Source organism: Kitasatospora sp. NPDC127067, from assembly GCF_042724755.1.
In the GTDB taxonomy this organism is placed as follows: domain Bacteria; phylum Actinomycetota; class Actinomycetes; order Streptomycetales; family Streptomycetaceae; genus Kitasatospora; species Kitasatospora lactacystinica.
This window is the reverse complement of sequence record NZ_JBHXEM010000023.1, coordinates 21,568-41,340: the sequence shown is the minus strand read 5'-3', so window position 1 is coordinate 41,340 and position 19,773 is coordinate 21,568. Positions and strand designations below refer to the sequence as shown.

Annotated in this window: 19 protein-coding genes and 1 pseudogene; 8 read left to right on the top strand and 12 right to left on the bottom strand. The window is 74.3% G+C overall.

What is annotated here, in order from left to right; genetic code table 11:
• Positions 1–23 precede the first annotated feature (23 nt).
• The 7 genes and pseudogenes from ACFWJ4_RS12940 to ACFWJ4_RS12910 all read left to right on the top strand — a co-directional run bounded on the left by ACFWJ4_RS12940 (position 24) and on the right by ACFWJ4_RS12910 (position 4,955).
• Positions 24–970, top strand: a pseudogene (locus ACFWJ4_RS12940) (aminoglycoside phosphotransferase family protein).
• Positions 971–1,146: 176 nt separating this feature from the next.
• Positions 1,147–1,503 carry a DUF6204 family protein gene (locus ACFWJ4_RS12935; RefSeq protein ID WP_359897398.1) on the top strand — a complete coding sequence of 119 codons (357 nt, stop codon included), beginning with the start codon at positions 1,147–1,149 and terminating at the stop codon, positions 1,501–1,503.
• A gap of 74 nt (positions 1,504–1,577) precedes the next feature.
• A complete protein-coding gene (locus tag ACFWJ4_RS12930) occupies positions 1,578–2,123 on the top strand; it encodes a MarR family winged helix-turn-helix transcriptional regulator (RefSeq protein WP_380542733.1) in 546 nt (181 codons plus the stop codon).
• 185 nt (positions 2,124–2,308) lie between these two features.
• The gene (locus ACFWJ4_RS12925) at positions 2,309–2,995 is read left to right on the top strand and encodes a class I SAM-dependent methyltransferase (protein WP_380542730.1); all 687 of its coding nucleotides are present in this window, start codon (positions 2,309–2,311) and stop codon (positions 2,993–2,995) included.
• Positions 2,992–3,354 (top strand): sulfurtransferase TusA family protein, encoded by a 363-nt coding sequence (locus ACFWJ4_RS12920; protein ID WP_380542727.1) that lies wholly within the window; start codon positions 2,992–2,994, stop codon positions 3,352–3,354. Before ACFWJ4_RS12925 ends, ACFWJ4_RS12920 begins: the two co-directional genes overlap by 4 nt.
• Positions 3,355–3,477: 123 nt before the next feature.
• Entirely contained in the window at positions 3,478–4,464 is a 987-nt protein-coding gene (locus ACFWJ4_RS12915) for a polysaccharide deacetylase family protein (RefSeq protein ID WP_380542724.1), read from the top strand.
• Positions 4,465–4,505: 41 nt separating this feature from the next.
• Positions 4,506–4,955, top strand: coding sequence for a hypothetical protein (locus ACFWJ4_RS12910; protein ID WP_380542721.1), 450 nt, complete (start codon positions 4,506–4,508; stop codon positions 4,953–4,955).
• Between the two features lie 71 nt (positions 4,956–5,026).
• Here ACFWJ4_RS12910 and ACFWJ4_RS12905 read toward each other — a convergent pair whose 3' ends face one another.
• The 4 genes from ACFWJ4_RS12905 to def form a co-directional block, all read right to left on the bottom strand.
• Positions 5,027–6,091, bottom strand: a complete 1,065-nt coding sequence (locus tag ACFWJ4_RS12905; RefSeq protein ID WP_380542718.1) for a MerR family transcriptional regulator — start codon at positions 6,089–6,091, stop codon at positions 5,027–5,029.
• A gap of 669 nt (positions 6,092–6,760) precedes the next feature.
• Positions 6,761–8,194: an RsmB/NOP family class I SAM-dependent RNA methyltransferase gene (locus ACFWJ4_RS12900; RefSeq protein ID WP_380542715.1), complete on the bottom strand. Its 1,434-nt coding sequence runs from the start codon at positions 8,192–8,194 to the stop codon at positions 6,761–6,763.
• A gap of 113 nt (positions 8,195–8,307) precedes the next feature.
• Positions 8,308–9,246 carry a methionyl-tRNA formyltransferase gene (fmt, locus tag ACFWJ4_RS12895; RefSeq protein WP_380542712.1) on the bottom strand — a complete coding sequence of 313 codons (939 nt, stop codon included), beginning with the start codon at positions 9,244–9,246 and terminating at the stop codon, positions 8,308–8,310.
• 124 nt (positions 9,247–9,370) lie between these two features.
• The gene (gene def / locus ACFWJ4_RS12890; protein WP_359897412.1) at positions 9,371–9,916 is read right to left on the bottom strand and encodes a peptide deformylase; all 546 of its coding nucleotides are present in this window, start codon (positions 9,914–9,916) and stop codon (positions 9,371–9,373) included.
• A gap of 254 nt (positions 9,917–10,170) precedes the next feature.
• Between def and ACFWJ4_RS12885 the strand changes: the two genes are divergently transcribed.
• Positions 10,171–10,863 (top strand): hypothetical protein, encoded by a 693-nt coding sequence (locus ACFWJ4_RS12885; RefSeq protein ID WP_380542709.1) that lies wholly within the window; start codon positions 10,171–10,173, stop codon positions 10,861–10,863.
• 187 nt (positions 10,864–11,050) lie between these two features.
• Here the strand turns inward: ACFWJ4_RS12885 and ACFWJ4_RS12880 are convergent, their stop codons facing one another.
• The 8 genes from ACFWJ4_RS12880 to ACFWJ4_RS12845 all read right to left on the bottom strand — a co-directional run bounded on the left by ACFWJ4_RS12880 (position 11,051) and on the right by ACFWJ4_RS12845 (position 19,647).
• On the bottom strand, positions 11,051–13,135 hold the full coding sequence (locus tag ACFWJ4_RS12880) for a primosomal protein N' (protein ID WP_380542706.1): 2,085 nt from the start codon (positions 13,133–13,135) through the stop codon (positions 11,051–11,053).
• 148 nt (positions 13,136–13,283) lie between these two features.
• Positions 13,284–14,492 (bottom strand): methionine adenosyltransferase, encoded by a 1,209-nt coding sequence (gene metK / locus ACFWJ4_RS12875; RefSeq protein WP_359897416.1) that lies wholly within the window; start codon positions 14,490–14,492, stop codon positions 13,284–13,286.
• Positions 14,493–14,644: 152 nt separating this feature from the next.
• On the bottom strand, positions 14,645–15,874 hold the full coding sequence (coaBC, locus tag ACFWJ4_RS12870) for a bifunctional phosphopantothenoylcysteine decarboxylase/phosphopantothenate--cysteine ligase CoaBC (RefSeq protein WP_380542703.1): 1,230 nt from the start codon (positions 15,872–15,874) through the stop codon (positions 14,645–14,647).
• 216 nt (positions 15,875–16,090) lie between these two features.
• Complete coding sequence (rpoZ, locus tag ACFWJ4_RS12865) at positions 16,091–16,357, bottom strand: DNA-directed RNA polymerase subunit omega (RefSeq protein WP_030240625.1); 267 nt, start codon at positions 16,355–16,357, stop codon at positions 16,091–16,093.
• Between the two features lie 37 nt (positions 16,358–16,394).
• Entirely contained in the window at positions 16,395–16,952 is a 558-nt protein-coding gene (gmk, locus tag ACFWJ4_RS12860) for a guanylate kinase (RefSeq protein ID WP_359897418.1), read from the bottom strand.
• Positions 16,953–17,001: 49 nt separating this feature from the next.
• Entirely contained in the window at positions 17,002–17,328 is a 327-nt protein-coding gene (gene mihF / locus ACFWJ4_RS12855; protein ID WP_030056187.1) for an integration host factor, actinobacterial type, read from the bottom strand.
• Positions 17,329–17,677: 349 nt separating this feature from the next.
• Positions 17,678–18,511 carry an orotidine-5'-phosphate decarboxylase gene (gene pyrF, locus ACFWJ4_RS12850; protein WP_380542700.1) on the bottom strand — a complete coding sequence of 278 codons (834 nt, stop codon included), beginning with the start codon at positions 18,509–18,511 and terminating at the stop codon, positions 17,678–17,680.
• A gap of 32 nt (positions 18,512–18,543) precedes the next feature.
• On the bottom strand, positions 18,544–19,647 hold the full coding sequence (locus tag ACFWJ4_RS12845) for a quinone-dependent dihydroorotate dehydrogenase (RefSeq protein ID WP_380542697.1): 1,104 nt from the start codon (positions 19,645–19,647) through the stop codon (positions 18,544–18,546).
• Positions 19,648–19,773 lie beyond the last annotated feature (126 nt).

Below are 19,773 nucleotides of genomic sequence, written 5' to 3'. Positions count from 1 at the left end.
GCCCACCACTGGAAGGAACCCGCATGATCACCGTCCCCGACGGGCTCCACCGGACCACCGTCGACCGCGAGGGAGCCCCCGGCGCGGCCTGGATCGCCGAACTCCCCGTCCTCGCCGCCGAACTGCTGGATCGCTGGAACTGCGTGCCGGACGGCGCCGCCACCCACGGCGGCGTCGGCCTGATCCTCCCCGTCCGGCAGGCAGCCGGGCGCGCGGCCGTACTGAAGGTCTCGTTCCCCCACCCGGGCAACGTGCACGAGCCGGACGCCTTCGCGGTGTGGGCGGGCCGGGGAGCCGTCCGGCTCTACGAACGGGACGACGAGCGCTTCGCGATGCTGCTCGAACGGGCGGGCCCGACGACGCTCGCGGAGGTCCGGGACGGCGACGAGGTGCTGACGGCCGCCGGGCGGCTCAGCCGCTGGCTCGCCGTCCCGGCACCACCCGGCCTGCCCCGGCTGAGCGAGCGGGCCGAGGAATGGGAGGCCCGCCTGCGCACCGACGCGGCCACCCTGCCCCACGACCTGTCGGCCCGCGCGGTGGACGCCGCCCTCGCGACCGTCCGCGACCTCGCCCGCGTCCAGCCGGAGGTGCTCGTCCACGGGGACCTCCACCCCCGCAACATCCTGCGGGCCGAGCGCGAACCTGGCTGGCCGTGAACCCCAAGGGCTGCGTGGGAGACCGGGCCCACGACGCCGGCACCCTGCTCACCGTCCACGCCCTGCCCCTGGTCGACGCGACGACCCTGCTCAACGCGACGGACGTGCGCCGCGCCGTCCTCCGCGCGCTCGACGTCTTCATCGAGGCCGCCGGGCTGGACCGCGAGCGCACCCGCCGCTGGACCCAACTCCACGCCGTCCAGGCCGCCTTCCGGGGCCGACGGCACGGGTTCCGGCGTGCCCGGGGAGGCCCTGAGCTCGCCCGGCTCACCCGGTACGCGGACGGGCTCGCCGAAGCACTCACCCCCGTGTGACCGCATCCACCCGACCGCCCCCGCCCGACCGCATCCACCCGGCGCACCCGCCGGGTCCGCGCTGCCACTCGATCACCGGATCAATCACCGGATCGATCACCGGACCGGGCCGCCGCGCCACCGCGCCACCGAAATCGTGTTGGTGGCCGGCGGCCCGTGCTGCCTATGGTCGGGGGATGACCACTCGAACCTTCCGCATCATGGTGCGCGGCGTCTTCGACGGCCTCACCGACGAACAGCGCGCCGAACTGCTCGCCGCCGCACCCGCGCACGACGTGCTGCACGCCGCCTTCACCCGCGAGGGCCACCTCAGCTACGACCTCTCCGCACGGGCCGCCTTCACCTTCCGCTTCCTCGACGAGGGCGAGGCCGAGGAGGACATCCTGGAGGCCACCGAGCGGGCCGAGCAGTCGGCGCGGGACTGGCTGACCGAACGCGGCTACGGCTGCAAGAACCTCCGCTCCCAGGCCGAGGACCTCTCCCAGGCACCGCTCGGCAAGCGTCAGCGCCGCGCCGCCGCCACCGGTCGCTGAGCCGACCCCTCCCCCTCCGCCGCCTCCTTGACGGCTTCCTCTCGGGGTATACTTGAGCAGTCAAGGAGGTGGCAATGACAGACCAGCCGGTCCAGCCCGAACAGCCGGACCAATCGAGGCAGGTGGGACCCGTGCAGCAGACCGAGACCGCACCGGCCACGCCGGGCCCGAGCCCCGACCCGCTGGACACCGCCCTGCGGCTGGTCCGCGCCCAGACGGCCGTGGTCAAGCGCTTCGACGCGAGCCTCAGCGGCCTGCACGGCGTCAGCCTGGCCGACTTCACGATGCTGCTCCACCTCTCCCAGGCCCCCAGCAGCCGGATGCGCCGGGTCGACCTCGCCGAAGCCCTCGGGCTCACCGCCTCCGGCGTGACCCGCGGCCTCGCGCCGCTGGAGCGGATCGGCCTGGTCACCCGCGAGGCCGCCGCCCGCGATGCCCGGGTCGCCTACGCCGCCCTCACCCCGACCGGGCGTGAGCGTCTCGCCGAGATGCTGCACACCGCCCGCCAGGTCGCCGCCGACCACTTCGCGGCCGGGCAGTGGAGCCCCGAGGACCTCGGCCGGCTGTCCACCCTGCTCACCCGCCTCGGCGGAACCGCCCCCGGCCAGCGCCTCGCCTGATCCGCCCGGACCGCGTACCCACCACCCGCCCACCCTGCCCGCGCGCACCGCCACCACCCCCGCCAGTCCCACGGTCGGACCCCACCTCCTAGGCTGGCCCCGCACGACCCGTACCGCCCGCACCACCCGACCCGACAGCACCGACAGCACCGCGCACACCGCACCGCCCCGCGAAGGACAGCACCATGACCGACACCCCCGGCACCGGGCCCGGCCTGGAAAGCGCCCTCGCCCACGCCCAACGCGCACACTGGCAGCAGACCTACGCCGCCAACCCGGGGATGTACGGCGAGCGGCCCTCGGCCCCCGCCGAGTACGCCGCCGAGGTGTTCGCCGCCGCCGGAGCCCGGGACGTACTGGAACTCGGCGCCGGCCACGGGCGCGACGCGCTGCACCTCGCCCGTACGGGCTTCCGCGTGCTGGCCGCCGACTTCAGCCCGACCGCCCTGCACCAGCTGCGCACCGCCGCCACGGACCAGGAACTTGTCGACCGGCTCTCGCTCCTCGCCCATGACGTCCGCGACCCACTGCCCCTTCCCGACGCCTCCGTCGACGCGGTCTTCGCCCACATGCTGCTCTGCATGGCGCTCTCCACCGAGGAGATCGAGGCGCTCGTCGCCGAGGTCCGCCGGGTCCTGCGCCCGGGCGGCACCTTCGTCTACACCGTCCGCCACACCGGCGACGCCCACTACGGCGCCGGCACCGGCCACGGGGACGACATCTGGGAGCACGGCGGCTTCGCCGTCCACTTCTTCCCCCGCGAACTGGTGGACGCACTCGCCGAAGGCTGGCGCCTGGCCGACGTCCATCCCTTCGAGGAGGGCGAACTGCCCCGCCGCCTCTGGCGCATCACCCAGGAGACCCCGCGATGACCGCACCCGACGCCGCCACCCCCGACGCCGCCAACGCCGCCACCCCCGACGCCGCCAAGGCCGGCACCACCGCCCCCGACCTCACCGTCGACGGCACCGGCCTGCTCTGCGTCCAGCTGCTGCTCCGGCTGCGCGCGCAGATCGCGCACCTCCCGGCCGGCGCCGTGGTCCACATCCACACCACCGACCCCGCCGCCCCGCTCGACCTCCCCGCCTGGTGCCATCTGACCGGCCACGCCTACCTCGGCCAGGTCCCGTACGAGGCCACCGACCGCGAGGTGTACGCGCTGCGGCTCACCTCCGCCCCGGTCCGCACCCGCCCCGACCACCCCTGGCACCCGGCACCCGCCACCGACTGACCGACCCACCCTCCGCTCGCCCCACGCCGTCGCTCGCGCCGTCCCGCCGGACGCCCACCCCGCCCGACCGCGTCGCCCGGAAACCCCGCGCATCCACCCCCACCGGCGGGACAGACTGCGTCCATGCCCGCAGCCGACGCCACGCCCGCACCCCCGCCCCCGCACTCACCCACACCCCCCACCGCCAACCACCTCCTCGGCCACCCGCCCGACGCCCGCCTCCTGCTGCTCAACTGCGACGACCTCGGCCTGGACGAGTCCGTCAACCTCGCCGTGGTCGACGCCGTCCGGAACGGCATCGCCGCCTCCTGCAGCCTGATGACGCCCTGCGCCGCCGCGCCGCACGCGCTCCGGCTGCTGCGCCGGCACCCGGAGGTCCCCTTCGGCGTCCACCTCACGCTGGTCTGCGAGTCCGCGGACCGCCGCTGGGGGCCGCTCGCCGCCCGGGACCGGGTGCCCTCCCTCCTCGACGCCTCCGGAGGGTTCTTCGCCCCCACCCCCGCCGGACGCGCCGCACTGCTCGCCCGGGCCCGACTCGACGACGTCGAGCGCGAGTTCCGCGCCCAGATCGACGCGGTCGCGGCGGCCGGCCTCGCCCCGACCCACCTCGACTTCCACTGCCTGGCCGACGGCGGCCGCGAGGACGTCCTCGACCTCACCCTCGCCCTCGGCGCCGAGTACGGCCTGGCGGTCCGGGTCTGGCTGCCGCCCGCACTCGCCCGGCTGCGCGCGCAGGGCCTGCCGGTGGTGGACCACGGCTTCCTCGACAGCTTCACCGTCCCCCTGGAGGACAAGCCCGCCCACTACGCCCGCCTGCTCGCCGCACTCCCCCCGGGCCTCACCGAGTGGGCCCTGCACCCCAGCACGGCCGGCCCGAGGACGGACCCGAAGGGAGACCCGAACCGTCACGGCCCGAACCGCCCCGCCCCGGACGACGGTTGGCGCGTCCGGCGCACCGACCACGCGTTCCTCGTCTCCTCCGAGGCCCGCCGGCTGCTCACCGAGCTCGGCATCACCGTCCTCGGCTACCGCACGCTCCAGGAGGCCTGGCAGCGGGCCCGAGGACGGCTCACGGCCGAGGCCCCCGGGCCGCCCGGTGTGCCACGATGAGGAGGTACGAACGATCCAGCGCCACAGGGAGGTTGACCGCCGTGGACCCGATCATCAGCTGCCGCTGGCAGGACCCGAACGGCGAGTGGGCCCTGACCGTCGGCCACAACGGCGACGACTGGGAACTGCTCGCCTCCGCCCCCGCCTGGTCGGAGTCGATCCCCTTCTCGAACCCGGACGAGGTCCGCCGGCTCGCCCAGGCGCTGCTGGACCTGCCCGCCGACCCCGAGCCGTACGAGTTCGAATGGCAGCTCTCCCGCGCCGGTTCGGCCCCGGCCGAGGGCAAGCAGCAGCCGCACTTCGCGACCTTCGCCGTCGGCCTCGACCCCACCGACGACCACCGCCCCTACCTCGCCTACCAGTCCTACTACGACCTGGGCCGGGCGACCGGAATCGGCCTGGAGGTGATCTGCGAGGACCCGCCGGTCGACCACCTCCGTGCCCAGGCCCACGCCTTCCTCACCACCTTCCCCGGCTCCGCCCGCCGATAGCCCCACCCCACCCTCCGGCACCCCCAGCCGCACCCCCACCCCCGTCACGCGCCCCCGACCCCCGCACCGGCTCACGCCACGGCGCGCACCGCCCAGTTCACCTCGGCCGCCCAACTCTCCGGTGCATCCCATTCGTTGACCACCGCCAGCAGCTCCAGGTACCGCTCCCGCCGCAGATCGGCCATCGCCCCCAGCCGCTCCGCCAAACGGTCACGCAGCGCCCCGGCATCTCCCGGCACCGCCCCCGCGCACCACCGCCCGTACCGCTCCACCAACTCCGCGACGACGGCCGCCGCCTCCACCGACTCCGGCTCCACTCCGGCCGCGACCGCCGGTCCGGCCAACTCTCTTACTGCCACGGCCAGTCCGGGCCTCGGCACATGCGCAGCGGCCCGCACCGCCCCGGCCACCCCCTCCGCCGCCCCGGCTTCCCCCTCCGCCGCTTCCGCCGCTTCCGCCTCGGCCAGCTCGGCCTCGGCGAGCCCGCGCAGCAGCGCCCGGAACCCGGCGTCCCCCGCCAGCCGCGCCAACTCCACCCAGGCCTCGACCTGTTCGACCGACGGTTCCTCCGGCAGCTCCGGCGTCAACGAGCGCGCCACGGCGGCGAACCGCCCGCCGTTCCCGATCCCGCCGTCCCCTGTCCCGCCGTCCCCGATCCTGCCGTCCCCGATCCTGCCGTCCCCGATCCTGCCGTCCCCGATCCTGCCGAACACCCCCGCCAGGAACTCCCCGATCAGGTGCCCCCGTTCGTCCTCCGTGAGCCGGGCCAACTGGTGCACGAGCGTCAACTCCTCAGGTGTCGACCCGAGCCTGGCCACCGTCCCGAGCACGGCCCGCCGCAGTCGCAGCACCCGGATCTGGACGTCGATCGCATCCGCCTGCGCGGCGGCGACATCGGCCGGCGTCAGTTCGCGCTCCACCACCCGCCGGATCGCGGGCAGTCCGAGCCCGAGCTCCCGGAGGATGCGGACCAGTTCCAGGCGGGCGACGGCGTCGGCGCCGTACCGCCGGTGGCCGGCCGGGTTGCGGTCGGCCGGCGGCACGATCCCCTGGTTCGAGTAGAAGCGGACGGTCTTGACCGTCAGCCCCGTCCGTCGGGCCAGCTCACCGATGGTGTACGTCGTGTCGCCGTTCATGGCACCACCCTGCTACCTCCCCCCACGGGAGGTGCAAGCCCCCTCACCCGCGAGGCCCGCGAGGCCTGCGAGACCCCCGGGGCCCCTGGGACCGGTGGGGCCCGTCGGGCCCGCGCCGGTGCTCGCCCTCCCACCCGGAGCGCCCGGAGCTCCCGGAGCGCCGGGGCGTCCGCCAGGCGGCGAACAGGACGCCCACCGCGCCGATGACCGCCTGGAGCGCCCCCGCACCGGCCGTCAGGCAGATCAGGGTGCACACCGCCAGGATCGCCATCAGGGCGATCAGGTCGAGCGTCCGGCCGTCCGTCACGGCCCGGCGCACCCCGGATCCCCGGGCACCGTTCCCCGAGCCGGCGGGTTCCCGCTGCGGCCGCTGAATCTCCGATGACACTGCGCGTCTCCCACGGTCAGGGAGGGCAGCCGCCGGGGAACGCGCCCAGTACGCAGAACAGCCGCATCGCGCCGCATGTCTCGTGGGGTTGCTTCCCCGGCTCCGCCACGCGACGCGACGAAGCCTGCCCCCCAAAGATCATGCAGCCGAGCGGCTACACGAGAACCATGGAAACCGACGCCTGACGCGGTGTCAACCCGCCCCGGGCCGACGGCGGATCCCTGACGGAACAGGCCGCCGGTGTCGCCTCCCCACCGGGGGGAGGCGACACCGGAAGGGCCTCAGGCGGTGCGGCGCAGCAGCGCCAGGTACATCGCGTCGGTCCCGTGCAGGTGCGGCCACAGCTGCACGTCCGGCCCGTCGCCGAGCGCCGGGACGCCGGGCAGCAGCGGGCGCGCGTCGATCCACTCGACCCGGCCGTCCTCGGCCCGCAGCACGTCGTCCACGACCGCGCGGGTCTCCGCGAGGTGCGGCGAGCAGGTCGCGTAGCCGACCACGCCGCCGACCCGGGTGGCCTCGATCGCCGAGCGCAGCAGGTCCCGCTGGAGCGGGCCGAAGGCCGCGACGTCGGCCGGCCGGCGCCGCCAGCGCGCCTCCGGGCGGCGGCGCAGCGCGCCGAGGCCGGAGCACGGCACGTCGACCAGCACCCGGTCGAAGCCACCGGACCGCCAGGCCGGGCGCGTCCCGTCGGCCGCGATCACGGTGTACGGGCCGGGGTTGCCGGCCAGCGCCCGCGCCACCAGCCGGGCCCGGTGCGGCTGCTTCTCGCTCGCGACCAGGGCCGCGCCCCGCTCGGCGGCGAGCGCGCCGAGCAGCGCGGCCTTGCCGCCGGGGCCGGCGCAGCCGTCCAGCCAGAGCCGGTCCGGCCCCTCCAGCGGCGCCGCCGCCAACGCCAGCGCGACCAGCTGGCTGCCTTCGTCCTGAACGCCCGCCCGGTTCTCCTGCACCGCCGCGATCGATCCCGGGTCGCCGCCCTCGGCGAGCCGCAGCGCGAACGGGGACCAGCGGCCCGGCTCGGCCTCCGGCAGCGCCTCGGCGAGCTCGCCGACGGTGGCCCGGCCGGGGCGGGCGACCAGGGTGACCTCGGGCCGCTCGTTGTCGGCCCGCAGCAGCTCCTCCATCGCGGTGCGCCCGGAGGCGTCCGGCTGCCAGCGGCCGAGCGAGTCCCAGAGCGCGGAGACGACCCAGCGCGGGTGCGAGTGGACGACGGCCAGGTGGTCCTCGGCGTCCTTGTCGTACGGCGGGGCGACCTTCTCGATCCAGGCGTCGAGGTCGTGGGCGCTGATCCGGCGGAGCACGGCGTTGACGAACTTGGCCTTGCCGTCGCCGAGCACCACCCGGGCCAGTTCGACGGTCGCCGAGACGGCCGCGTGGCTGGGGATGCGGGTGGTGAGCAGCTGGTGCGCGCCGAGCGAGAGCACGTCCAGCACCGGCGGGTCGACCTTGCCGAGCGGCCGGTCGATGCAGGCGGCGATGATCGCGTCGTAGGTGCCCTGCAGGCGCAGGGTGCCGTAGACCAGCTCGGTGGCGAGGGCGGCGTCGCGCCGGTCCATGCCCTTCTGCTCGGCCTCGCGGAGCAGCGAGGGCAGGATCAGGTTGGCGTACGCGTCCCGCTCGTCGACGGCGCGCAGGGCACGGAACGCGACGATCCGGGCCGGGTCCTTCTTCGGGCGGCGGTGCGGGCGGGGGGCGCGGTTGGCGCTGGGGGTGGTCACAGGTGCCTCAAGGTGCTGCGGTGGTTATCGATGAACTCGGACGAACAACAGATTTGAACGAACAAGGGCGATCTCAATCGATCTCAAACGAACAGTAGCGCCAAACCGGAGCGTCAGCCCCCGAGGCGCTCCCCCTCCTCCAGCCGCGCGCCCCGGGCCCAGTCGGCGGCCCGCATCTCCTTCTTCCCCTGCGGACGCACCTCCCCCAGCTCCACGTCGTGGCTGCCGGTGCCGACCCGGACGCTGTTCTTGCCCGCCATCGCGACCTCGCCCGGCGCCAGCTCGGCGGAGTCCGGCAGCAGCCGGACCGGCCCGGTGACCTTCAGCCGCTCACCCCGGAACTCCGTCCAGGCGCCCGGCGCCGGCGCGCAGCCGCGCACGACCCGGTCGATCCGCAGCGCGGGGTGGCTCCAGTCGATCCGCGCGTCCTCGACGGTGATCTTCGGCGCGAGCGTGACGCCCTCGGCCGGCTGCGGCACGGCGTGCAGGGAGCCGTCCTCGATGCCGTCCATGGTGGCCGCGAGCAGTCGCGCGCCGGAGTGCGAGAGCCGGGTGAGCAGCTCGCCGCTGGTGTCGGCCGGGCGGATCTCCTCGGTGATCACGCCGTAGACCGGGCCGGAGTCCAGGCCCTGCTCGATCAGGAAGGTGGACGCGCCGGTGACCTCGTCGCCGGCCAGCACCGCGTGCTGGACCGGGGCCGCGCCGCGCCAGGCCGGCAGCAGCGAGAAGTGCAGGTTGACCCAGCCGTACTTGGGGATCTCCAGCGTGCCGGGGCGCAGCAGGGCGCCGTAGGCGACCACCGGGCAGCAGTCGGGCGCGAGTTCGGTGAGCCGGGCGACGAAGTCCGGGTCGCTCGGCTTCACCGGCTTGAGGACCTCAATACCGGCCTCCTCGGCGCGCTGGGCGACGGGGCTGGCGACCAGCTTGCGCCCGCGCCCGGCCGGAGCGTCCGGGCGGGTGACCACCGCGACGACCTCGTGCCGGTCCGAGGCGAGCAGGGCGTCCAGGGCGGGTACGGCGACCTCGGGGGTGCCGGCGAAGACGAGACGCATCAAGGGCCTTTCTGCAAAAAGAAGTTCGAGAAGCCGGCGGAACCCGACCGGAGTCGGCGAGGAGCCGGCGGACGTCGGCCGAGCCCGGCCGACGTCAGCGGAGATCAGCCGGAACCGGCGGAAGTCAGCGGGCGGAACCGAAGGTGCTGTGCGGCGAGACCTTGACCACCGGAGCCGACCCGCCGTCCCAGTCCGCCTCCCGGATCGCCTTCAGCGCGGCCTTGCGCTGCTCGCGGTCGAGCCGGTCGATGAAGATGATGCCGTCCAGGTGGTCGGTCTCGTGCTGGATGCACCGGGCGAGCAGCTGAGTGCCCTCCAAGGTCACCGGATCGCCGTACATGTTGAAGCCCCTGGCCACCACGCCGTACGCGCGCTTGGTGTCGTAGCGCAGGCCGGGCAGCGACAGGCAGCCCTCGGGGCCGTCCTGCTCCTCCTCGCTCAGCGACAGGTCCGGGTTGATCAGGTGCCCGGTGACGCCGTCCACGTGGTACGTGAACACCCGCAGGGAGACGCCGAGTTGGGGCGCGGCAAGGCCGGCTCCGGGAGCGTCCAGCATGGTGTCGGTGAGGTCGTGGACCAGCTTGCGCAGTTCCTTGTCGAAGGTGGTCACCGGCTTCGCGGTGGACCGCAGAACGGGGTCTCCGAAGAGACGGATCGGCTGGATCGCCACGGGGTACGGGCTCCTGTCCGTAGGGGCGCGGGCTGCGGTCGGCCGCTGGTTCACCCGCCAGTCTATGCAACCCGTACGGCCGTCCGCCGGGGGCTTCCCCGGGGCCCGGATCGGCGGCCGGCACGGCCCGACTGTGCCCAGCCGCGTTACCCCGGCCCCCGCTTCGGCGTTGGTCAAGAGAGATTGACCGGGCCGGGCGCACGGGACACCGCGTGCCGGCCGAGCCGAACCGTACGGAAGGTGGCACGTAGGCCATGGCCGAGCAGATCAACCACGACGCACGGGCGCGGGCGAGCCTGCACCTGCTGGTGCGGGACATCGAGCGGGTGAGGCGGCAGGTCGACGCGCTGCGGACGCTCACCGCTCAACTGGGCAACGTTTACCGTCCGCGCCGACCGAGCACCTCGGCCGGCTTCGTGGTGTACGGGCGGGCGCCGGCGCCGACCGTGCGCCTGGCGCAGGAACTGCGGGAGAGCGTGGAGACCCTGGTGGCGGCGGCGGTCGAGTTCGACCGGGCGCTGGGCTTCTCCTGGGACTCGGTGGGCTCCGCCCTCGGGGTCACCAAGCAGGCCGTGCACCGGCGCTACGGCATGCGCCGCCCGACCAGCGAGCTCCTCGCCGCGAGCGGTGGCGTCCCGGGCCAGGGCCGCCCGGACCGCGTCGACGAGCTGCCCCCGGCCGTCGAGCGCACCGGTCTGGCCACGACCGTCCCGGCGGCCCGCCAGGGCGGCCTGGACCGCAGCAGCCTGGAGCGCAGCGCCCTGGAGCGCAGCACGATGGACCGCACCGCGATCGACCGCACCGCGATCGAGCGGGCGACGATCGACCGCACCGCGATCGACCGCGGCCCGATGGAGCGCTCCCCCGTCGACCGCGGCACGCCCGACCGCGGCACCCCCGCCGACCGCCCCCAGGCGGACCGACCCGGCATCCCGCTGCGCGGCTGACCGAGCCGCCGCAGCCGGGCCGTCCGGGGCGGGGTGGCCCACTCACCCCGCCCCACCCGCCCGCCGGACCACCACCCCCGACCCCGACCAAGCCCCCCGACCCGGACCCCGACCAAGGCCAAAGCCCCCCGCAGACCCCGACCAAGGCCCCGACCAAGCCCCCGACCAGCGCCCCGGCCGACGCCGCTCAGCCGATGTCCGTCGGATCCACCCGCACCCGCACCGGCTCCGCCGTCCGCAGCGCGATCCGCGCGATCTGCGCCGCCTTGAGCGCCGCCGCCAGCGCTGCCCCCTGCCCGGGCGGCACCCGCAGCAGCGCGCGTTCCTGCTCCTCCCCCCGCAACGCCGGTACCGGCACCGGCCCGAGCACGTCCGCCCCCTCGGGCAGCCGGATCAGGTTCAGCAGGTCCGTCACCGCCGAGGGGGTCCCGCTCACCGAGGCCATCCGGGAGACCGGCGGGAAGTGCAGCTGGGCCCGTTCGTCCCGCTCCAGCCCGGCGTGCCCCAGCGGGTCCCAGCGCACCAGCGCCTGTACCGGACGGGCCGAGGGCTCGGCCACCACGACCACCGTCCCGCCGTCCGTCGAGGGCCGCACCAGCGCGGCCGCCGCGAGCCAGAGCCGCAGCGTCTCCTCCCCCGCCCGCAGGTCCGGCCGGCCGAGCAGCGCCCAGCCGTCCAGCAGCAGCGCGGCCCCGTACCCGCCGCCGCCTTCCACGACCGGCTCCGCACCGGGGGTGGAGATCACCAGTGAGGGCTCGTCGGGCACGGTGGTGAGCACCGCTTCCCGGCCCGAGGTCCGCACCGGGAGGCGCGGGAACGCCTTGCCGAGTTCCTCCGCCGTCCGCCGGGCCCCGACCACCTGGGCCCGCAGCCGGAAGGACCCGCACTCGGGGCAGTGCCAGTCGTTCTCCGCCTCCCCGCACCAGCCGCAGCACAGCGGGGCATCCGCCGAGGGCGCCTCCAGCGGCCCTTCGCAGCGCCGGCAGCGCGCGGGGGTCCGGCAGCGCCCGCAGGCCAGCCGGGGCACGTAGCCGCGCCGGGGTACCTGGATGAGCACCGGGTGCCCGGCGGCCAGCGACTCCCGGGCGGCCTCCCAGGCCACCGAGGGCAGCCGGGCGGCCTGGGCGGCGGCGTCCCGGTGCTGGTCCTGGTCGGTGACGGTCCGCACCCGGGGCGCGACCTGCCGCACCGTCTCCCGGTCCGCGACCAGCGGGCGCGCCCAGCCGGTGCTGACCAGCTGGGCGCCCTCCACCGTCACCGCGTGCCCGCCGAGCAGCACCGCCGCGCCCTCCTCGGCGGCGCGCAGCAGCGCCACCTCGCGCACGTGCGGGTGCGGGGCGCGCGGGTCGCTGTGGCTGCCGTCCCCGTCCGACCAGACGACGACCAGCCCGAGGTCCCGGACCGGCGCGAACATGGTGGCCCTGGTCCCGATCACCGCGTGCACCGAGCCGCGGCTCACCGCGAGCCAGCGCTTGTAGCGCTCGCGCGGGCCGAGGTCGGCCTCCAGTGCCACGTGCATCCCGGGGCCGAGCAGTTCGGTCAGGGCCTGGTCGACCCGGGCCACCGAGCGCCCCTCCGGGAGCACGACCAGCGCGCCGCGGCCGCCGGCGAGGGTCGCGGCCACCGCCCGGGCGATCTCGTACGGCCAGCCGGGGCCGGGCAGCGCCGCCCAGACCGCGCGCGGCGCGGCGCCCCCGGCGAGCGCGGCGAGGAAGTCGGGCCCGGCCGGGTAGCGCTGCCAGCCGCCGGGGGCCGGGGCGGCCGGGCGCGGCAGCGGCGGCGGCGAGGGCTCGGCCTCGGCCTTGGCGTGCCGGGGCGGGACGGCCAGCTGGAGCACGTCGGCCAGTGTCCCGGCGTACCGGTCGGCGACGGTCCGGCACAGCCGCAGCAGCTGCGGGGTGAGCACCGGCTCGGGCGAGAGCACCTGGGCGAGCGGGGCGAGCGGTCCGGCGAAGTCGCTCTTCTCCAGCCGGGCGACGATGAACCCGTCGTGCAGTTCGCCGCCCTCGCGCTGGCCCTTCACCACCCGTGCCCCGAACCGCACCCGCACCCGCACCCCGGGCTGGGCCTCCTCGGCCATGGCGGCCGGCACCTCGTAGTCGAAGAGCTTGTCGATGGTGAGCACGCCCTTGTCCACCACGACCCGGGCCACCGGCAGGTGCTCGGCCCGCTTGGCCCCGTGCCAGGTGCGCGGCTTGGCCCGCTTGACCGTCTCCCGGATGAACGCCAGCTGCTCCGGCTCGGCGGCCCCGTTCTCCCCTGTGCTGCTCATCGCCACCAAGTACTACCAGGTCACACCGACAATGCACGAAGCGGCGCCCACCCCCGTTCGGGGGCGGGCGCCGCTTCAGGCGCTACGGACGCACGGGCCGCGGGCGCGCGCCTCCGGCGACGAGCCGCGGGCGCGGGTGCCGCAGAGGTCAGTCCTGGACGGCGGCCTTCAGCTGCTCCACCCGGTCGGTGCGCTCCCAGGTGAACTCCGGCAGCTCACGGCCGAAGTGGCCGTACGCCGCGGTCTGCGAGTAGATCGGGCGCAGCAGGTCCAGGTCGCGGATGATCGCGGCCGGACGCAGGTCGAAGACCTCGGAGACGGCCTTCTGGATGGTGAGGACCGGCACGGTCTCGGTGCCGAAGGTCTCCACGAACAGGCCGACCGGCTCGGCCTTGCCGATCGCGTACGCGACCTGCACCTCGGCGCGGCGGGCGAGGCCGGCGGCGACGATGTTCTTCGCCACCCAGCGCATCGCGTACGCGGCCGAGCGGTCCACCTTGGACGGGTCCTTGCCGGAGAAGGCGCCGCCACCGTGGCGGGCCATGCCGCCGTAGGTGTCGATGATGATCTTGCGGCCGGTGAGGCCGGCGTCGCCCATCGGGCCGCCGATCTCGAAGCGGCCGGTCGGGTTGACCAGCAGGCGGTAGCCCTCGGTGGTCAGCTTGATGCCCTGCTCGGCCAGCGCCTTCAGCTCCGGCTCGACCACGAACTCGCGGATGTCCGGGGTGAGCAGCGACTCCAGGTCGATGTCGCTGGCGTGCTGGGTGGAGACGACGACGGTGTCCAGGCGGACGGCCTTGTCGCCGTCGTACTCGATGGTGACCTGGGTCTTGCCGTCGGGGCGCAGGTAGGGGATGGTCCCGTTCTTGCGCACCTCGGTCAGGCGGCGGGAGAGGCGGTGCGCCAGGGTGATCGGCAGCGGCATGAGCTCGGGCGTCTCGTCGGACGCGTAGCCGAACATCAGGCCCTGGTCGCCGGCGCCCTGCTTGTCCAGGTCGTCCTCGTCGCCCTCGACACGGGCCTCGTACGCGGTGTCGACGCCCTGCGCGATGTCGGGCGACTGGGCGCCGATGGACACCGAGACGCCGCAGGAGGCGCCGTCGAAGCCCTTCTTGGAGCTGTCGTAGCCGATCTCCAGGATCTTGTCCCGGACGAGCTGGGCGATCGGCGCGTACGCCTTGGTGGTCACCTCGCCGGCCACGTGCACCTGGCCGGTGGTGATGAGCGTCTCCACGGCGACCCGGGACGTCGGGTCCTCCCGCAGGAGAGCGTCAAGGATGGTGTCGCTGATCTGGTCAGCGATCTTGTCGGGGTGTCCCTCGGTGACGGACTCCGAGGTGAACAGGCGGCGAGACACAGCGCTCCCTGGGGTTGCAGCGGCTGCTGACTGAAGTTCCCCGGGGCGACCCGGGGAACTCCGGAAAGACTTGATTCCTGGAGTCTAACGGTCTGGTTCCGCCGAACGTCACCCGCTTCAGGAATTCTCGACCGCCGCGCGAGCGGTTCCGATCAGTTGCCGCCCGTTTCCAGCCGCTTTGCGACCAGATCCCAGACCACGTCCGCGAGCGCCTCCTTCGGGCCCACCGGAACGGCCGTCTCACTGCCGTCCGAGCCCAGCACCACGGCCTCGTTGACGTCGGTGCCGAAGGCCTTGCCGTTGCCCACCTCGTTCACCACGAGCAGGTCACAACCCTTGCGGGCGAGCTTGGCCCGACCGTTGGCGAGCACGTCGTCGGTCTCCGCCGCGAAACCCACCACGAGTTGACCCGAACGGGCCCGGTGGGCCGACAGTTCGGCCAGGATGTCCGGATTGCGGACCAGGGCGACGGGCGCCGGCTCGACGCCCTCGACCTTCTTGATCTTGCCGGTCGCGTACTCGGCGGGCCGGAAGTCCGCCACCGCCGCGGCCATCACCACGGCGTCCGCGTCCTGGACCGCCTTCAGCGCCGCCTCGCGCAGCCCCAGCGCGGTCGACACGTGCACCACGTCCACCCCGGCCGGGTCCGGCAGCTCGGCGTTGGCCGAGAGCAACGTCACCCGGGCCCCGCGCGCCGCGGCCGTCACGGCGAGCGCGTAGCCCTGCTTGCCGGAGGACCGGTTGCCCAGGTAGCGCACCGGGTCCAGCGGCTCGCGGGTGCCGCCGGCCGAGACCACCACGTGCCGGCCCGCCAGGTCGGTCGGCACCGCCCCGCCGCGGCGCAGCACGGCCCGGCAGGCCTCGAAGATCGCCGACGGCTCGGGCAGCCGGCCCTTCCCGGTGTCCTTGCCGGTCAGCCGCCCGACGGCCGGCTCCAGCACGATCACGCCCCGGCGGCGCAGCGTGGCCACGTTGTCCCGGGTGGCCGGGTGCTCCCACATCTCGGTGTGCATGGCGGGCGCCACCACGACCGGACAGCGGGCGGTGAGCAGGGTGTTGGTGAGCAGGTCGTCGGCGAGGCCGTGGGCGGCCTTGGCGATCAGGTCGGCGGTGGCCGGGGCGACCACCACCAGGTCGGCCTGCTGCCCGATCCGCACGTGCGGCACCTCGTGGACGCGCTCCCAGGTCTCGGTGGCGGCCGGGCGGCCGGACAGCGCCGCCCAGGTCGCCTCGCCGACGAAGTGCAGCGCGGCGGCGGTCGGCACGACGGTGACCTGGTGGCCGGACTCGGTGAAGCGGCGCAGCAGCTCGCACGCCTTGTACGCGGCGATCCCGCCGCTCACGCCGAGGACCACGCGGGGGGCGTCCGCACTCAGGGTCATCTACCGGCCTTTCTCCGCCTCGGGAACGCATCGGGAACGCGTCGCGGCCGTGCCGCGAACGCGCCCACCCTACGGCCCCCCGGTCGGCCCCCGCACCGCGCCCTGCCCTCCGGCGAGCGCCGAAGGGCCGTCGGGGAACACCCGCGGGCCGCCGGGAACGCCGAAGGGCCCGGCGGAAACGATTCCGCCGGGCCCTTCCGAAACTCTGCGACTGCCTCAGGCAGCCTCGATCGCCTCGGCGGTCAGCATGCCCGCGTTGATCTCGCGCAGCGCGATCGACAGCGGCTTCTCGTGCACGTGGGTGTCGACCAGCGGGCCGACGTACTCCAGCAGGCCCTCGCCGAGCTGGGAGTAGTACGCGTTGATCTGGCGCGCGCGCTTGGCGGCGTAGATCACGAGGCTGTACTTGGAGTCGGTGGCCTCGAGCAGCTCGTCGATCGGCGGGTTGATGATGCCCTCGGGCGCGGTCATGGAAGAGGACACGCTAAAACCTTCCGAAAGGGTGGAAAAGACAGACAGGTCAGGCTACACCGAGCAAGGCTAGCAGTTCGGCCGCTACCTGCTCGACGGAGGTGTTGACAAGGGTCGTGTCGAACTCGGGCTCGGCCGCGAGTTCGACCTTGGCCGCCTCCAGCCGCTTCTCGATCACGTCCTGCGGCTCGGTGCCCCGGCCGGTCAGCCGGCGGACCAGCTCGTCCCAGCTCGGCGGAGCCAGGAAGACCAGCTGCGCCTCGGGCATCGACTCGCGCACCTGCCGGGCGCCCTGGAGGTCGATCTCCAGGAGCACCGGCTCGCCGCGCTCCAGCTTCTCCTGCACGGCCGCGCGCGGGGTCCCGTAACGGTTCCCGGCGAACTCGGCCCACTCCAGCAACTCGCCGTTGGCGACCAGCTTGTCGAACTCGTCGTTGTCGACGAAGTGGTACTGGACCCCGTTCTTCTCGCCCGGCCTCGGGCGCCGGGTCGTCGCCGACACCGAGAGCCAGACCTCGGGGTGCATCTTCCTCATATGAGCGACGACCGTGCTCTTGCCGACCCCCGAAGGGCCGGAGAGCACGGTCAGCCGCGGACGCTCACTCATGCACCGATTATCCCGGATCGCGGGGGATCCTGGGACCACGGGGGCACGGTCAGGCGGCGCCACCGCCGAACTCCCGCTCCAGGGAAGCGATCTGGTTCGTACCGAGGCCGCGGACGCGCCGGCTCTCGCTGATGCCGAGGCGCTCCATGATCTGCTTGGCGCGGACCTTGCCGACGCCCGGAAGAGACTCCAGCAGGGCCGAGACCTTCATCTTGCCGATGACGTCGTTGTCGGCCTTTCCGGCCTTGATCACCTCGTGCAGGGAGGCGCCGGAGTGCTTGAGCCGGTTCTTGACCTCGGCGCGCTCCCGGCGAGCCTCGGCGGCCTTGGCGAGCGCGGCGGTGCGCTGTTCAGGGGTAAGGGGCGGAAGGGCCACGCCGTTCACCTCAGGGTGTGGATGGATGGATTGAGCTAGGACTGGTTCGGTACCGAGGACACCGTCCGCAAGGGGAACCACAAGGCCCTGACCTGCGGGAGCCACGGAAATAGCGGCTCGCCGATGACCTATCGCCGGACACTACCCGGATTGCGGCGCCACGTCAGGAAAAGAACACGAAAAGTCCTGGTCAGCCAAGGCCGACCAGGACTTTCCAGGGCAAAATGACCGCGATTGCGAGACTTTGGCGGTGCCGATGTGACGGCGCTCACGTCGCTTCGGCGGCCACCGCGCGGTCCTGCGGACACTCCGCAGGGTCACCGCGCGGCTACCTGAAGGACGGGTTCCGCTACTTGACGGCGTCCGCGAACTCGCCGACGAAGCGCTCCGCCGCCTCCCGCAGCGCCGGCACCGAGGGGCCGTGCTTGAGCACGTCCCGGCTGACGCTCGGCACCACGTTGATCACCGAGGCGCCGAACACCCGCGGCAGGTCGGCCATGGTCGCGCCCTGGGCGCCGATCCCGGGGGCCAGCAGCGGGCCGTTGATGGCCAGTTCCACGCCCGCGTCGGCCAGCGTCGCGCCGACCACCGCGCCGAAGGAGCCGAGCGGCGCGGCGCCCTCGTTCTCGGCCGCCAGCTGACGCAGCACCGAGGCCGCGACCGGCTCGCCGTCCGCGCCCACCGCCCGCTGCACCTCGGCGCCCTCCGGGTTGGAGGTGAGCGCCAGCGCGAACACGCCGCAGCCCTGCTCCCGGGCCAGGTCCAGGGCCGGGCGCAGCGAGCCGAAGCCCAGGTACGGGCTGACCGTCAGCGCGTCCGAGAACAGCGGGCTGCCCGGCGACAGGAAGGCCTCGGCGTACGCGGCCATGGTGGAGCCGATGTCACCGCGCTTGGCGTCCATCAGGACCAGCGCGCCGGCCGCCCGGGCCTCTTCCACGGTCTTCTCCAGCACCGCGACGCCCTTGCTGCCGAAGCGCTCGAAGAAGGCGGCCTGCGGCTTGAGCACGGCCACCCGGTCGGCCAGCGCCTCGACCACGGTGCGGCTGAAGGTCTCCAGCCCGGCGAGGTCGTCGCCGAGCCCCCAGGCGGCGAGCAGGGAGGCGTGCGGGTCGATGCCGACGCAGAGCTGGCCGCGGGTGTCGAGGGCCTGGCGCAGCCGGGCGCCGAACGGGGCGAGGGTCATGTCGTCTCTTTCCGGAGGGGTGGGGAGGGGGTTCAGGAGCTGCGCACGGCGCTGCCGACGGCGTCGGCCAGGCTGCGGAAGCCGCCCGCGCGGACCTTGGCGGACAGGCCCTTGTGGATCCGCCGGCACCAGAACGGGCCCTCGTAGATGAAGGCGCTGTAGCCCTGGACCAGGTCGGCGCCGTGGACGATCCGCTGCCAGGCGTCCTCGGCGGTCTCGATGCCGCCGACCGAGACCAGGGTCAGCCGGCCCTCGGTGCGGGCGCGCAGCCGCTGGAGCACCTCCAGGGCACGGGCCTTGAGCGGGGCGCCGGACAGGCCGCCCATGCCGATCTCCGCGACCCGCCCGGCGTCGGTGCGCAGGCCCTCGCGGCCGATCGTGGTGTTGGTGGCGATGATGCCGTCCAGGCCCAGCTCCAGGGCGAGGTCGGCGACCGCGTCGACGTCCTCGTCGGCCAGGTCGGGGGCGATCTTGACGAGCAGCGGCACGCGGTGGGCGGTGCTGCGGTCGGCGGCCTCGCGGACGGCGGCGAGCAGCGGCCGCAGGTGGTCCACGGCCTGGAGGTTGCGCAGCCCGGGGGTGTTCGGCGAGCTGACGTTGACCACCAGGTAGTCGGCGTACTTGGCCAGCCGCTCGGTGGACTTCACGTAGTCGGCGACGGCGTCGGCCTCCTCGACCACCTTGGTCTTGCCGATGTTGACGCCGATCACCGGGGTGGAGCTGGTGTGCGGGCGGGCGGCCAGCCGGGCCGCGACCCGGGCCGAGCCCTGGTTGTTGAAGCCCATCCGGTTGATCAGCGCGCGGTCCTCGACCAGGCGGAACAGCCGGGGCGCCGGGTTGCCGGGCTGGGGCTCGCCGGTGACGGTGCCGATCTCGACGTAGTCGAAGCCGAGCATCGACAGGCCGTCGATGCCGACGCCGTTCTTGTCGAAGCCGGCCGCCAGGCCGAACGGGCCGGGCAGGTCGAGGCCGAGGGCACGGGTGCGCAGGGCCCGGTCGCGCGGGGCGAGCACCAGCCGCACCAGGCTGCGCAGGCCGGGCACCGAGGAGCCGAGGCGGATCCAGAAGAAGGCGAGGTGGTGGGCCTTCTCGGGGTCCATCTTCTTGAAGACCAGGTCGAACAGAAGCTTGTACAAGGGTGGTTCAACTCCCGGAGCGGAGAGAGCAGATGGGCGCGGGCGCCGCCCGTCGGAGGAAGGGTGGCGGTGGGTGACGGGCGGGGCGGTCATGGCAGTGGGGGGCACCCGGCTGTTCCGGTGCCC

Coding starts and splice junctions, on each gene's coding strand:
- ACFWJ4_RS12935 (WP_359897398.1), top strand. CDS start 1,147: ATGACCACTCGAACCTTCCGCATCATGGTGCGCGGCGTCTTCGACGGC.
- ACFWJ4_RS12930 (WP_380542733.1), top strand. CDS start 1,578: ATGACAGACCAGCCGGTCCAGCCCGAACAGCCGGACCAATCGAGGCAG.
- ACFWJ4_RS12925 (WP_380542730.1), top strand. CDS start 2,309: ATGACCGACACCCCCGGCACCGGGCCCGGCCTGGAAAGCGCCCTCGCC.
- ACFWJ4_RS12920 (WP_380542727.1), top strand. CDS start 2,992: ATGACCGCACCCGACGCCGCCACCCCCGACGCCGCCAACGCCGCCACC.
- ACFWJ4_RS12915 (WP_380542724.1), top strand. CDS start 3,478: ATGCCCGCAGCCGACGCCACGCCCGCACCCCCGCCCCCGCACTCACCC.
- ACFWJ4_RS12905 (WP_380542718.1), bottom strand. CDS start 6,091: ATGAACGGCGACACGACGTACACCATCGGTGAGCTGGCCCGACGGACG.
- fmt (WP_380542712.1), bottom strand. CDS start 9,246: ATGCGTCTCGTCTTCGCCGGCACCCCCGAGGTCGCCGTACCCGCCCTG.
- ACFWJ4_RS12885 (WP_380542709.1), top strand. CDS start 10,171: ATGGCCGAGCAGATCAACCACGACGCACGGGCGCGGGCGAGCCTGCAC.
- ACFWJ4_RS12880 (WP_380542706.1), bottom strand. CDS start 13,135: ATGAGCAGCACAGGGGAGAACGGGGCCGCCGAGCCGGAGCAGCTGGCG.
- coaBC (WP_380542703.1), bottom strand. CDS start 15,874: ATGACCCTGAGTGCGGACGCCCCCCGCGTGGTCCTCGGCGTGAGCGGC.
- gmk (WP_359897418.1), bottom strand. CDS start 16,952: ATGAGTGAGCGTCCGCGGCTGACCGTGCTCTCCGGCCCTTCGGGGGTC.
- pyrF (WP_380542700.1), bottom strand. CDS start 18,511: ATGACCCTCGCCCCGTTCGGCGCCCGGCTGCGCCAGGCCCTCGACACC.